This is a genomic window from Gimesia panareensis (assembly GCF_007748155.1).
GTDB lineage: Bacteria > Planctomycetota > Planctomycetia > Planctomycetales > Planctomycetaceae > Gimesia > Gimesia panareensis.
This window is the reverse complement of the sequence record NZ_CP037421.1, coordinates 544,075-558,355: the sequence shown is the minus strand read 5'-3', so window position 1 is coordinate 558,355 and position 14,281 is coordinate 544,075. Positions and strand designations below refer to the sequence as shown.

Here is a 14,281-nt window from a genome sequence, read left to right as displayed (position 1 = left end):
CGGCTCAGTCACCGGCCGCTTCCAGCACCCGTCGCAGCTGACCGCCCGCCTGTTTGAGCAGTTCCTCCGCTCGCTCAGGAGAAACATTCCGCTTCACACTGACAATCGCTGTCTTCAACTCGCCATGACACTCTTCCAGAACCACCTCCGCTTCTTCGCGCGGCAGATCCGTAAAAGCAATCAGGATCCGAATCGAACGGTCGACCAGTTTCTGATTCGTCGCCCGCAGATCAACCATCAGGTTGCCATACGTTTTTCCGATCCGCACCATGGCTCCAGTGGTCAGCATGTTCAACACCATTTTGGTCGCAGTCCCCGCCTTCAGACGCGTCGAACCGGTCACCACCTCCGGCCCCACGACCGGACAGATGGTCAGATCCGCCACCTCCGCCAGCTGATTCTGCTGATTGCAGGTAAAGGCGATCGCTGCTGCCCCCTGCTCGCGGGCATACTTCAAGGCAGCGATCACATAAGGCGTGCGTCCACTCGTCGCGATCCCCACCAGAACATCGTCTTTGTTCAGATCGAGTTCCTGCAAATCAGCAATCGCAAACTCTGGATGATCCTCGGCCCCCTCAACGGCATTCGTCAGAGCCACCCTGCCCCCCGCAATCAGCCCCACGACCTGCTCGGGCGGACTGTTAAACGTCGGCGGACACTCACTCGCATCCAGAACGCCCAGCCGCCCCGAAGTCCCGGCACCGATGTAAACCAGACGACCTCCCCGTTGAAAAGCATCCGCGATCAGATCAACGGCGGCAGCAATCGTTTTTGATTCTTTCGCGACCGCCGCAGCCACGCTGGCATCCTGCGCGTTCATCAACTGAACGATTTCCAGGCTGCTCATGGCATCGATCCGGTCGGAATCCGGGTTGCGTTGTTCGGTCGTTAAATGCTCTAACATCATCGTTTGCCTGTTCGAACGGGAAGCGGACAGCTACTATGATAACCGGGATTCTGAATCCCGAAAGGATGCACTTTGCCAATCTCTGTGTTGGCGTTGAAAAATGTGTCCGCGACAACTCCTGTCATGCGTTCTGCCCATCATCACTCGTTCAAGATGAAACGGATTGCACTGTGAATATCGCCATCGGAAATGTCGATCTGATCATCCTGGCTCTCTACCTCGCCGGTGTCATCTGGTTCGGATCCTGGATCGGAGGCAAACAGAAAGACCTCTCCGATTATCTGCTCGGCGGAAAAACACTTCCCTGGTGGGCCATCCTCGGTTCAATTGTGGCCACCGAAACCAGCACCGTCACCTTTCTGAGTGTGCCGGGCATCGCTTATCAACCGGACGGTAACCTCCAGTTCCTGCAGCTTCCCCTGGGCTATATTGTGGGACGTTTCCTGGTCATCGTGTTTCTACTCCCCCTCTATTTTCGCGGTGAAATCTATTCGGCTTATGAAGTCTTCAAAAAACGGTTCGGCGGCAAGACGGAACGACTCTCTTCACTCACCTTTATCGTGATGCGCACCCTGGCCGACGGACTGCGACTCTACCTGACGGCACTCGTCCTGGAAAAAGTGGTCGGCATCCCGATCTCTGCCTGCGTGGTCGTCATCGGTATCGGCACGATCATTTATACCTGCCTGGGAGGGATGAAATCGGTCGTCTGGAACGACTGCCTGCAGTTTGTGATCTACATCGCCGGCGCCCTGTTTGCCTTTGGCGTCATCATTGAATCCCTGCCTGACGGCTGGAGCGGTTATCAGCAGTTCGCAGTCACCAATCACAAATGGGCGATGTTCGACTTCGAGTGGGACCTGTCTAAGACGTACACATTCTGGGCCGGACTGGTGGGAGGCATGTTCCTCTCCATGGCAACCCATGGGGCCGACCAGTTGATGATCCAGCGCTACCTCGGCGCCCGCAACCAGCGCGACGCCGCCCGGGCACTCGGCTTCAGCGGCTTTGTGGTCTTCCTGCAGTTCGCCCTGTTTCTGCTGCTGGGTATCGGCCTGGCGGCCTTCTATCAAAGTTTCCCGCCGGCGACTCCGTTCGAAAAGCCAGATGAAGTCTTCGCCACCTTCATCATCGACAACCTCCCCAAAGGCATTAAAGGGCTCACGCTGGCAGCCGTCTTTGCCGCCGCGATGTCGACGCTCTCCAGTTCACTCAGTTCCACTACCAGTGCACTGGTCAACGACTTTTATCTGCCGCTGACCTCCACCACGAAACAACAGTCGGAGCTGGTACGGATCAGCCGTGTGTTCACGGTCCTGTTCGGACTGGCACAAATCTTTGTCGGAATCGCCAGCCAGTCCATCGAAAGCAGCGTCGTCGGAAACGTACTCGCGATTGCCGGCATCTCTACGGGCCTGATCCTCGGCATCTTCTTTTTAGCCACTTTCAGCCAGCGGGCCTCCCAGGCATCAGCCCTGTTCGGCTTTCTCGTCGGATTAGCCACAGTGCTGTATGTGGCGTTCGGGATCAAAGGCACAGTCGCCTGGCCCTGGTATACGCTCATCGGCGCCAGCACGGTCTTTATCTTCGGCATCATCAGCAGTCGCTTCCTGCCAGCTTCTCAACAGACACATACAGAAATGGAAGAATAATCACTGACCGCGCCAGAGCAGATGATCTGCGATCTCCAGCTGTGCCTGAGCGTCAGCAATCTCACTTTTGAAACGCCGCGCATCGACCGGATAGCCTTTGGTCGGTTTGATATCCGGCACATGTTCCGACCAGAACTGGTTGAACTGTTCCATCATCACTTCCCGCGTGTACTTACAGACCATCGAGGAAACAGCGACCGGAAAATGTGCTTCGGCCTTGGTCTGGAAGCGAATCTCCGTCGCCCCCACGCGATACACGCTCCGCGCGGTCGACTCCTCCACGCGAAAGATCATCTCCCCATCCAGGATCTCATCCAGAAATTCATCGTAGCGGTTCCGACCGCCGTGCTTATCGCCAATAATCAGTGTCGGTGCATCACTCTCCCGATCCCAGACCCGCGTCAGCAGCCGCATACAGAGTCGCGTCAGCATCACACCTTTACTGCCATACTCGCTGCAGAGGTGATTGAATCGCTCGGGTAACACAATCTCCGAACAGATCGCCCTGAGCTGGATTCCCGCCTCTTCCAGTGCCGCCTTCAGGTTCTTCCCGGAGTCACTCATCGCCTCTGCTTCGACAACCGTTGGCAGAGCAAACCGGTCGTCGCCGTTCCAGGGATGCTGCTGAATCTCTTCCAGATGCGCGGGCGAAGCGACCAGCAACTGCCAGAGCTTTCCCAGTGAATCGACCTGGCTTTCACCATTAAGAACCTGCAGAAAAGGGAACGTCGAGCGTTCCAGCGGCCCCAGTCCCTTCGCCGAGGAATGCACGTCCTTCGAATCAGCGACATGCAGCAGATCGGATTTCCGGGACGGACGACTGTTGGAAACGACAGACTCCAGCGCCTGCCAGAAATCAAAGTCGCGCGGATCCCCGGGCACTTCCCACAAGCAGGCAGTAATCACAAGTGGCCCCAGATTTGGCCCATAGCCGGCTTCGTCCATGCCAATCAGGTAACCCATTTTCGCTCCATCCCCTGTTTCGAAACACGTATGACCTGCTGACCACCGGCGACACACCGGGCTGCCTGCAGGTTGATTCTTGAAACAGTGTCATCATAGGCGAAGGGAGTGTTCCCTGAAACGAAGACCGCCTGAAAAAGCGAATCGAGACAGAAATCCCGGCGACTTGCTACTCAAACCGCATCAGGCCGAACGTATCCGGTCGAGGCGAGGTCGTCAGCGGATGATTCCAGCCTTCCAGACCCAGCGCCGGGAGAATTCGCACTACCGAAAATCCCCAGGTGCTTCGCTTAACCCGTGTCTCCGGTGCGAGCTCGCTGAGCGGTATCGCAAACTCGGTCCGCCAGTGCCGCCGGTCTTTCTCGCGGGCCACGTACCAGCGGGGATTCCAGCTCTGATCGATCCAGCAGCTGTCGCGCGTCCACCCGCGGTGATCGACTTCCAGCTGATAATAGGTCGTGTAATCCCGATCGATATCAAAAGCGAAAGCCAGGCGGTCCTGCCGTTTCAGATCCGCGTCGTAGCTGCGTCCGGAATCGGGAGCCGCGGGATATTCCAGTTCGTCCCGAATCGGAATACTGGCAGCCACATACAGGTATTCTCTGTCATACGACATCAGCACAAACGGACGATCCAGCGGATTGGCGCCGACAGCAGCCGCCCCCTCCCCCTTGTCTGCGGGTTTCGCGGTGAGATGTAATTCCTCGGCGGACTGCCAGCATTCATCGGACAGCAGCCCATCCAGCACCGGTCGCGTCTTGGTGAATTTACAGAGATACACGGGACGCGGCGGGGCACTGGCCGGATGCAGCAGCCAGTTTTCCGCCTTCGCAATCTTCTTCCATGACTCATTGGCCGCGGGGGTATGATAATTCAGAAAGATATCGTCTGCCTTACCATGCGAACCGATCAGGCGATACAGCGACGCCAGCGGAATCTGTACCTCCGGCGTTTCATAAAAAGCCGGTGCGTACTGTTGAAACCAGCGCACCGCCGCCAGGGCCTGCTTCTTCCAGTTTTCGTCCGTCTGCGTCCGCCAGTTCTGGGGTGCCCCGGTATTGATCTGCCCCACCTGCCGAACCGTCTCCAGAAGGGAAGCGGTTGACGGATCCGAAAACCGCGATGCGTTCTGCACCTGATTCGACACCTGCTCGGGAGAATTGGTAGACCGGCTCCGCTCTACAGCCACCTTTTGATTTCGCTGCCAGGCAATTTCTTCACTCGACCAGAGTTGAAACAGCCAGAGCATCGCCCGTACTGCCTCTGGTTCCTGTGGATACTGCTCCACCAGTTCCCGGCAGGTCGCTTCGGCTTTATCCAGATCCTGATGTTTGATGTACTCCTGGGCCAGCTGCTCCAGCTGCAATGCTGCCTGCCGGCGGGACAGTCCCTGGGTCATTGTTTTCAGATGCGACATCAGTTGGGCGGATAGCTGGGGATCATTGATCAGCTTTGCAGCGATCGATTTCAAATTCCGCTGACGTTCGGCCAGTTTCCGATTTCGCTCTTCATCGGCAGCACTGATTTCGGGAAGTTGTCGTCGCGCTGCTGAACCCGGAGCAAGTGCAATCCCGGCAAACAGGGTGCCCCCTGAAATCACAGTCTGTGTCCCCGAGCCGTCTGCTGCATCCACGTCGATCTGCCGATACACGCTGCGGCTTTCCTCACCAGCCACATCCTTACCCAGGATCTGTTTCCCGGACGAAGCAGCCGTCGCAGCCGTCAAACCCAGCCGGGAGAGATACTCGTCTGCCTCGACAGAGACATGCCCTGAACTTCCCGGCGGCAACCGCAGAAAGACTTTCTTGACCTTCCAGGGATTCAGCCCCGCCTGCTCGCGATGTTCCAGATAACGGCTCCCATCGGCGGCATAGCGGACCGCCTGCAGCATCGCATCTTTCATCAGGGTCGACGCCGCATCCTTCCCCCGCGGCTGATCGATGATCAGCACATCAGGCCGCCAGGTCCGCAGCTGAGCCACGAAGCGACTCAACGTTACCGGGGCCAGCCGACCTTCCGTATGCTTATTCCATTCTTCAATCAGGCGGTCGGCATTCTGCTCCAGTTCCGGAATCTCAACCGGAAATCGCCAGTCCTGCTGACCGACCGAAGCGCCGACGCTGACCACCGCTTCACCGAGCCGTAAATCCAGATCCTGGAACCGGGGCCCCTCCGGACCAAGGTCGCGTCGAATCGGCAGCATCACCATACTCCGGTAGCCCTGGTCGCCTGCATATTTACTCAACATCTCAAACGAGATCTGCTCGGGCTGCGCGTGCACACACATCAACGCCACGCGACGCGCAGTGCCATGATTCGACTGCCACGACAGACCACCGTCGCGCGTATGTAAGATGGTTCCCAGTGCGCCGACCGCATAGCCGGTCTGCTCATCGACAAAATCAATTGATGACAGCGGAGTACTCTGTCCCGTCCACTGTTGCTGCCAGGTCTGACCTCCGTCGGCGGAATGCCAGATCACCGATCCCGGATCGCCGGCGACCCAGATCTGATTTCCGCGCACTTCGACGGCTTTGAAATCGGTAAAATCTTTCAGAGGATCGGGCAGTGCCCCGGCAGGCATTTCCCAGACCAGGCCCCGGTTCATTGTTTTCCGTAATAACGCCCCATCGCCCACCATCCAGCCGGTCGTGGTCAGTGGAACTTGAATATTCTGAATGCCACGCAGTCCCTGAGGCGGAAACCGGGGCGGCAACACACCCCCGCCCCCCACCAGCGTCAGGCGTCCCTGAGCACCGGCGACGACGCCGGTCTGTTCATCAAAAAACGCGGCACTGCGATAGCCGGGAGATTCATAGCCGGTAATATCCTGCCAGGTTTTTCCGCCATCTTCGGTTTTGAAGATCCCGCTGGCATGCTGCACCGAAGCGTCACCAACCACGACCCCTTCTTTCATCCCGAAGAACCGCACATAGTGCAGTCGCGGCAGACGCTTCTGAATCAGTTCGGTCCAGGTCTGGCCCCCATCTTTCGTAAACAGCAGGACGCCCTGGTTCAGGTGACCGTAAGGCGCGGTCCCTCCCCCGGCAATCCAGCCAATCTGATCGGTGACAAAGCAGATGTGTCTCAATGGACAATCCACGGGGCTCGGCACAAACTGCCAGCTCTGTCCGCCGTCAACAGTTTTGCGAATCACACCCCGGTCGCCAACCGCCCAGCCGATTTTGGGTCCCAGAAACTGAACCGCGTGCAGATTCGCATCATCGAGCAGAGGCGAACCTGCTGCCCCCGATCCCGTGTCTGCCTGAAGCGAGGAGGTCACACTCAGGAAACAGAGCGACAGCAGAACTTCCAGGAAGGCCACACGCAGGGAGAAATGAGCATACCGGCGGTTGAAAATCAGCATCGGACATCCTTGTTCGAATCGATTCAGGTCGTCAGCAACAGCCAGGTTTCCGTATTCCACGGAAGTGAACTGCTGCGACGGTCAAAAACGGGACGTAGTTTACAAAAATGCAGATTTTACGGGGAGGGAAGTTTGAACTCATTGCAGGTCCATTTTCACAAAATCCCTGTATTTTCACCCCGAGATTGGTATCCGCGTCCCTTGATGGCCCCACCCGGATTGTTATACTGGGAAATCCTCGACATTCAGACTGTTTTCAGGCACTTGTACAGGTAATCGAAAGCAGCTGCAAGACGAGCCCAAGTGGCGGAATTGGCAGACGCGCTAGCTTGAGGGGCTAGTGGGGGTAATCCCCGTGGAGGTTCGAGTCCTCTCTTGGGCACTAAATTATTAAAGGACTTAGGGCTATTCAGCCCTGAGTCCTTTTTTTATTGAATGGACTCACCGCGGACAAATCGCGGACAAAATTTCAATGAGATTGGAATTACATTTGAGGTCATGGTCTCACCTCTCCAGCCCAATAACGAATTAACACTATCATACCTCGAGGGATGCTGGCGAGCGACCAGTTTAACCGAAAACAAGCCTCCTGTGCCTGATAAGAAGTGCCAGCATAAACGGCGTTTTTCGGGGTCATATAAAAGGATCGAGTTGATAAGAATTTGGAAACAACTCGATCTTGACCACCACTCGATGTGGCTGATGCGTTTGAGTTAACGTATCGCACTAGTGGTCACCCAAGAGTTTGTACAGTTCCGAAAATGCGAAAAAAAATGAAACCGAGAGTTGTCTTAGTGCCAAGAATGCGACATACTGACATACTGTACAAATTGCCGTAACGTCTGCGGAGAAATGCTCAATGGCACGTCGCAAAATCAAGATCAATTTGCCAGGATTGTTACGGATGCTGGGCGAGAACATTTACGCCGAGCCGGACGTAGCCGTACGCGAGATGATTCAGAACGCCCACGATACGTCTATCATTCGCACGACCCTCGATGAATCATTCTCAAACCCATCAATCGAGGTCACATTCAACCACGAGCAGGGTACGTTGACCTTCGCAGACAACGGCGCGGGCATGACCGAGGACGAATTGCATAAGAACCTTTCCACCGTCGGCGAAAGTTTTACTCGTATCCAGAGGGACGAACTGCACGGTGCCAACGCCGAGAAATCCGCGTTGTTGATCGGCCAATTTGGAATCGGGTTGCTGTCGGCATTCTCTATCTCCGAGCGAGTCGAGGTCTATACCCGCTCGTACCAACACGATCAGACTGGGTGCTTTTGGAGTTGCGAAGGTGACATTCACTACACGACCGAATTGTATGACAAACCTGAGGTTGGTACGCGCATCGTGCTGTACCTGCTGGACAGTAAGATGGAATTGCTCGACGAAAAGCGGCTCCGTCAGGCTATCAAGAAATACGCCGATTTCCTCTCGGTCCCCATCTTGCTTCAGGGCAAGCAAGTGAACTCTACTACTCCTCCCTGGGAAGAGGATGAAGGTCAGACCGACTTGCACGAGTACATCCAATCCCGTTGGGGCCTGTTCCCGCTGGGGCTAATCCCGTTCAACTCGGCCAGCGCACAATCCGAAGATGGCCAGCCGTTGCCCAACGTTTCAGGTCTGTTGTTCATTCCACTGATCCCCTTTGAGTTGACGCGAGATTTTGGCGAAGTCGATGTGTACATCACACGTATGTTCATCAAAGCCAACGACAAGGAACTGCTGCCCCACTGGGCACGGTTCGTTAAGGGTGTGATCAACACCTCAGAGCTAACCCCCACACTCAGCCGCGGCGAGGTCATCATTGACGAGGCCTACCGTCGCGTGCAAGACTTGCTGGGTGGCATTATTATTGCCTATCTCAGAATGCTCCAGCAGAAGGATGTCGAGAAACTCAAATTACTGGTTGGAGCATACAACAACACGATCAAGGCCCGCGCACTGGAAGACGACGCTTTCTTCGATGCCATCTGTGATCTGGTCCGCGTCAATACTGACCTAGGCCATATTACGATCCAGGAATACTTGGAGAAATCCGATAACGTGATTTACTACTTTGCTGAGAGCGGTTCCGGCACGCAGCACAAGCTGTTGTTCTCGCACAAAGGCCTGCCGGTGATCGACGCCAGTTGGGGCATGGAAGAATACTTCCTGGAAGCGTATGCCAAGCGCAAGGGCCTGAAGGTCGAGAGGCTGGCCGCCGATTCCGGAGTAATTTTCCGGGAGCCGGACACGGTTAGTGGAAAGTGGGAAACGCTGGAACTGGCGTTCAAGCAGCGGATCGGGAAGGAAGCCCGCGCAGTCGAGTTTGAGCCAGAAACCGTGCCTGCGGTGCTGGTTGCCCGACCGCTACAGCAGGAGGACAAGGAACTGGCGAATATCAACGCAGTTGGTGCACAAACGGGGGTCAGCAGCGACGCGATCAAGCAGATGTTTCAGAAGATGGCCAAGTCCAAGAGTCTACGTGTGTCGGAATCCGATACATTCCTGCACTTGAATATCAAGAATCCACTGATTAACCAGCTTCGCGATATGCCTCGTTCGGAGACTTTCGACCTGGCGCTGAACTGCATTTATAACAACTCCTTGATGTTCGCGCATCATTATGTATCAGCTGACAATGCAGAGGTCATCTTCGAGGCCAACAACCGGGCCTTTTCGGCTATGATTGCCAACGCACAAGCCCTGACAAAACAGCAAGAAGCTCTGGCTAAGGTTGAAAGGGAACGAGATGAATTAACTCGGCGTATTCCGCATTGGTCGTTACCTTCACAAAGAACGATCGTCGAACTAAGTTTGCGCACCAAATTCCAAAGCTTCGATGAAGATATAGAAAACCAAATTGTGAAAAGGATTCAATCTTTAGTAACTTTAGCGCCACCTATTGTTACACTTGGGAGTTACTCTGGTAGTACAAAATTCGCTATCGAATTAACCGTTGAACAGGCATCCCAACTGTTGTTTCTATTTCAGTCTGGCAAATTGGAAGACCTTGGAATAAGCGATATTCGGGTTCTTGCTGATGCTGCAGTAACTGGAATTGTCGAAGAGAAAACGCAGCGCAGTGCATACGATGTATTTCTCTGCCATAACACCAATGACAAGACAGAGGTGCGCAGAATTGGAATATATCTACGGTCACGGGGTATTCTCCCTTGGCTGGATGATTGGGAGTTGCGACCAGGTATCCCTTGGCAGGATGAGCTTCAAAAACATATTGAAAAAATCCCATCGGCCGCAGTGTTCGTAGGTGATTCGGAGGTCGGGCCGTGGCAGAATATAGAACTCAACGCTTTCATCAAGGAGTTTATTGACCGGAAATGCCCAGTCATTCCAGTCCTGCTTCGTTCTTGTCGCAGAGAGCCGAAGCTGCCTGTTTTTTTGAATACAATGAAACAGGTAGACTTCAGGAAGAGACGACCTGATCCAATCAGCATGCTGATTTGGGGTATTACCGGTAAGAAACAGTAATGGCAATAGAGCATAGAAATTCAGGGAAATACCATAATGTTGATCCCGCAAGAAATCAAAGCAATGATCGCGCAAACCCGCTCGCAGCACACCGAGTTGGAGGACGTGTCGGATGAGCAGCTTATGATGATGATCGAACAAGCCAAGTCGCCAGAGGCCGAGGGAGACTTGGTTCAGGATTTCGACGAGATGTCGGGCGATGACTGCATCTCGCAGGGACAGAAACTCATCTACCCTGGTCGCTGGGATGAGGCGGAAAGATACTTTTTCGCGGCGTTGGAGAAAGGCGAACTTGAAAGTGACCTGAAAATTCAGTGTATGGCTGTGGAATCATTAGGCGAGCTATGTAGGCTTAGAGGTGATTTCCATCAGGCAATGCAGCTGTCGCAGAAGGCACTTGGCTTGGCGGAGTTGTTGGGTGACCGGCAGATGCAAGCCGTAATCTATAACGGAATTGGTGGACTCTATCGTATGCAGGGCCGATACGGGCAAGCCGCAGATCAATACAAGAAGGTCATGCAGATTAGCAACGAACTCGACGAAAAACAGCTTCGCGCTGCAAGCTACGGTAACTTGGGGATCGTCTACAGAAAACAAGGTGATTTAGCGCAGGCGATTGAAGCACTAGAAAAAAGTCTTACCTTCTCCTTGCGTTTAGGCGATGAGCGCGGCTCCGCCGTAGCATACGACAACCTCGGTATGATCTACCAAGAGCAGGGCCACCACGACCGCGCGATCGAGATGCTGCTGAAAAGTTTGACGATAAGCGACCGTCTGGGCGATGACCTGATTTCCGCGGATAGGTACGGCAACCTCGGTAATGTCCAACGCGAAATTGGCGAATTCGACGAGGCGATCCGTCTGTTCGAAATAGCACTGGGGATTTGCGGGCGGATCGGAGATGAGCCAGGCATGGCTAAGGAATTCTGTAATTTGGCCATCGTATACAGCCAAAAGGGCAACCCGGCCAAAGCTCTGATGTACTATGACAAGTCGCTGAAGATTGACGAACGCATTGGCGATCAGCACGGTGCCGCCATTTCATACTTCAATCTGGCCACTCTATACCGTCAGATCGGAGACCGCGATCAGGCCCGTCAGCATTATGAAAAGTCTAAGGCCCTTTGCGAAGCGCTCGATTTGACCCTCGATGCAAAACGGGCCGCGCAGGCGTTGCAGACACTGTAAAGTTGATCGTAGATCAACGATTGGCGTATATAAAAGGTGAAAAGTGAACACCAACCCAGAATTTCGAGCGATTAGCTCCCAACACCCTATACAGAACTCAGAGTTGGCAGCCTGGTCGGATGAACAAATTCTTATGATGCTACGGCGAGCCCACGAGCCGCAAGCTGGGGGAGATTCTATTCGGAATCTGGACAAAATGTCCGCAAGTAAATGCGGCGCGCTGGGCGAAAAACTCTTGAACGCTGGCCGCACGAACGAGGCTGAACAATGTTTTTTTGTGGCGTTGAAGAAAAGCGAGCAGGATGGCGAACTGTTGATTCAGTGTATGGCTGCCATATCGTTGGGGCGTTTGTGTAGGAAACGGGGCGATTCGCAACAGTCGATGACTTTGTTGCAGCAGTCACTGGATCTAGCGGAGCGTTTAGAAGATCAGCGGTTGCAAGGTATTAATTACGGAGAAATCGGCCAACTCTTCCGCATACAGGGACAATACACAAAAGCAGCGGATTACTATAAAAAGTCAATCGAGATTGACCAAGAAATTGGTAACGAACGTGGACAAGCTGTCGGCTTCTGCAATCTGGGCAGTGTCTACTTAAGGCAAGACGATTATGAGAGGGCAATCAAAGCATGTGAGAAGAGTCTTGCCATCTCACTTTCTTTGCGGGACGAAAACTTGACCGCTACATCGTACTGCAATCTCGGTAGTATTTACCAACAGCAGAGCCGCTACGACCGCGCGATCGAGATGCTTCTGAAGAGCCTGGAAATCTCTGATAGCCTGGGCAACGAACAGATTTCCGCCGATGCTTATCACAATCTCGGTAACGTCTACCTCGAAATGGGTCAATTCGACACAGCCATCAGCATACACGAGAAGGCCCTGAATATTTTCCGACGGTTTGAAGATGAGCCAAGGATGGCACAGATTTACTGCAATCTCGCCACTTCGTATCAACACAAAGGTGTTACAGCCAGAGCTTTAGAATACAACGACAAGTCTCTGAAGATCAGCGAACGCATTGGTGATCAGCATGGCGCGGCCATCGTAAACTTAAACTTTGGTAATGTCTACCTCCAGGCTGACGACCTCGATCAGGCCCGGCAGCACTACGCAAAAGCCCAGTCTCTCTTCGAAATGCTCGACCTGTCGCACGAAGCACAAAAGGCTGCTCGGGTGTTGAAAACGCTCTGAAATTGATCGCACCAAGAAGGAAAAACATGATACAATGGAAATCCCGCCAGCAGTCAAAACGGCGATCGTCCAACTCCGCTCGCAACACGCCGAGTTGACAAGCATGTCAGATGAACAGATCTTGATGATGCTCCCGCATGCCCAGACGAAAGCGACATCTGAAAATCCGGTTCAGTATTTGGACAAGATGTTGGCACTTGAGTGCGGTGCACTGGGTGAGCAACTCTTGCGCGTCGGTCGCTGGGACGAAGCCGAACAATGTCTCTTCGCGGCGTTGGAGAAAGGCGAACTTGAAAGTGACCTGAAAATTCAGTGCATGGCTGTCATGGCTCTAGGCCAACTATGTGAGCATCGTGGCGATTTCCCGCAGGCAATGAAGCTGTTGCAGCAGTCACTCGTCTTGTCGGAACGGTTGGGCTATAGGCTGTTGCAAGGCGTAAGCTACAGCAAAATCGGTGATCTCTACTGTATGCGGGGGCAATATCTGCAAGCGGTAAAGCACTACCAGAATGTCATCCAGATTGGCATAGAACTCGACGACGAACAGCTACTAGCTGGAAGCTACCTCAATCTGGGAATCGTCTATGACATTCAAGGTAACTTTGATCGAGCGATTGAGGCATACGAGAAGGGTCTTGCCATGTCGTCGCGGGTTGGTGATGAGCGATTTTCCGCCAGTGCATATTGCAATCTGGGAGAAGTATATCGAAAGCAAGGTCGCTATGGCCGCGCGATCGAGATGCTTCTGAAGAGCCTGGAAATCTCTGATAGTCTGGGCAACGAACTGACTTCCGCCAACTCGTACGGCACGCTTGGCAGCATTTACCGGGAAATGGGCGAATTCGACGAGGCTATCTACATGTTCAAAAAAGTCCTAGAGATCGCCGAGCGGATTGGAGACGAGCCGAAAATGGCAAAGGCTTACGACGGTCTAGCCAGCGTATACCAACAGAAGCGCGACACGCCTAGGGCTCTGGAATACTACGATAAGTCCCTGAAGATTTGCGAACTCACCGGTGATCAGCATACTTCGGCCATTTCATACTTCAACCTGAGCACTCTCTACCGTGAGACGGGTGATCACGATCAAGCCCGGCGATACCACGAAAAGGCCCAGGCTCTCTTCGAAATGCTCAATTTGTCGCGCGAGACACAACAGGCCGTGCAGGCGTTGAAGAAGCTCTGAAATTGTTCACGCCGTAGACGCGCGCCACGCTACATGGTCCTTCGAGGATTACGCAGTTTCTTGATTATAAATGCAAGGTTTAGCTTACAGCGAGTGAAGTGAGGATCGACGCGGCTCATTCCGAGAAAACGGACGTTTTTTAAATTTGCTGTACAATGAGTTTCATACCTTGTTGCGTTTACTCTTTTTTTATCAGCTCAGTATGGCCGCAACTATATATTTTAATCGAAATTAAGCATTGAAAGGCTAATTATGCCGGGTACCATCCATGAGGAAGCTTCTGTCAAGACCGTAGTGAGAAGAACGCGGAATTATCCAACCATCCATCCGGCATCACTCGCC

Annotated in this window: 8 protein-coding genes and 1 tRNA gene; 6 read left to right on the top strand and 3 right to left on the bottom strand. The window is 53.8% G+C overall.

The window, feature by feature from the left end; genetic code table 11:
- Positions 1 to 4: 4 nt before the first annotated feature.
- Positions 5 to 904 carry an N-acetylmuramic acid 6-phosphate etherase gene (gene murQ / locus Enr10x_RS02120; protein ID WP_145116092.1) on the bottom strand — a complete coding sequence of 300 codons (900 nt, stop codon included), beginning with the start codon at positions 902 to 904 and terminating at the stop codon, positions 5 to 7.
- A gap of 173 nt (positions 905 to 1,077) precedes the next feature.
- Between murQ and Enr10x_RS02115 the strand changes: the two genes are divergently transcribed.
- A complete protein-coding gene (locus Enr10x_RS02115) occupies positions 1,078 to 2,559 on the top strand; it encodes a sodium:solute symporter (protein ID WP_232093199.1) in 1,482 nt (493 codons plus the stop codon).
- On the opposite strand, the gene Enr10x_RS02110 is transcribed toward Enr10x_RS02115, so the two are convergent.
- Complete coding sequence (locus tag Enr10x_RS02110) at positions 2,560 to 3,522, bottom strand: ribonuclease H family protein (protein ID WP_145103525.1); 963 nt, start codon at positions 3,520 to 3,522, stop codon at positions 2,560 to 2,562.
- A gap of 169 nt (positions 3,523 to 3,691) precedes the next feature.
- Positions 3,692 to 6,889 (bottom strand): YCF48-related protein, encoded by a 3,198-nt coding sequence (locus Enr10x_RS02105; RefSeq protein ID WP_145448010.1) that lies wholly within the window; start codon positions 6,887 to 6,889, stop codon positions 3,692 to 3,694.
- 297 nt (positions 6,890 to 7,186) lie between these two features.
- On the opposite strand from Enr10x_RS02105, the gene Enr10x_RS02100 reads away from it, so the two are divergent.
- From Enr10x_RS02100 to Enr10x_RS02080, 5 genes are all read left to right on the top strand, one after another.
- Positions 7,187 to 7,271, top strand: a tRNA-Leu gene (locus tag Enr10x_RS02100).
- Positions 7,272 to 7,748: 477 nt separating this feature from the next.
- Positions 7,749 to 10,370 carry a TIR domain-containing protein gene (locus tag Enr10x_RS02095; protein WP_145448009.1) on the top strand — a complete coding sequence of 874 codons (2,622 nt, stop codon included), beginning with the start codon at positions 7,749 to 7,751 and terminating at the stop codon, positions 10,368 to 10,370.
- 36 nt (positions 10,371 to 10,406) lie between these two features.
- The gene (locus tag Enr10x_RS02090) at positions 10,407 to 11,558 is read left to right on the top strand and encodes a tetratricopeptide repeat protein (RefSeq protein WP_145448008.1); all 1,152 of its coding nucleotides are present in this window, start codon (positions 10,407 to 10,409) and stop codon (positions 11,556 to 11,558) included.
- Between the two features lie 103 nt (positions 11,559 to 11,661).
- Complete coding sequence (locus tag Enr10x_RS02085) at positions 11,662 to 12,753, top strand: tetratricopeptide repeat protein (RefSeq protein WP_145448007.1); 1,092 nt, start codon at positions 11,662 to 11,664, stop codon at positions 12,751 to 12,753.
- 34 nt (positions 12,754 to 12,787) lie between these two features.
- The gene (locus tag Enr10x_RS02080; protein WP_145448006.1) at positions 12,788 to 13,939 is read left to right on the top strand and encodes a tetratricopeptide repeat protein; all 1,152 of its coding nucleotides are present in this window, start codon (positions 12,788 to 12,790) and stop codon (positions 13,937 to 13,939) included.
- Positions 13,940 to 14,281: the final 342 nt, after the last annotated feature.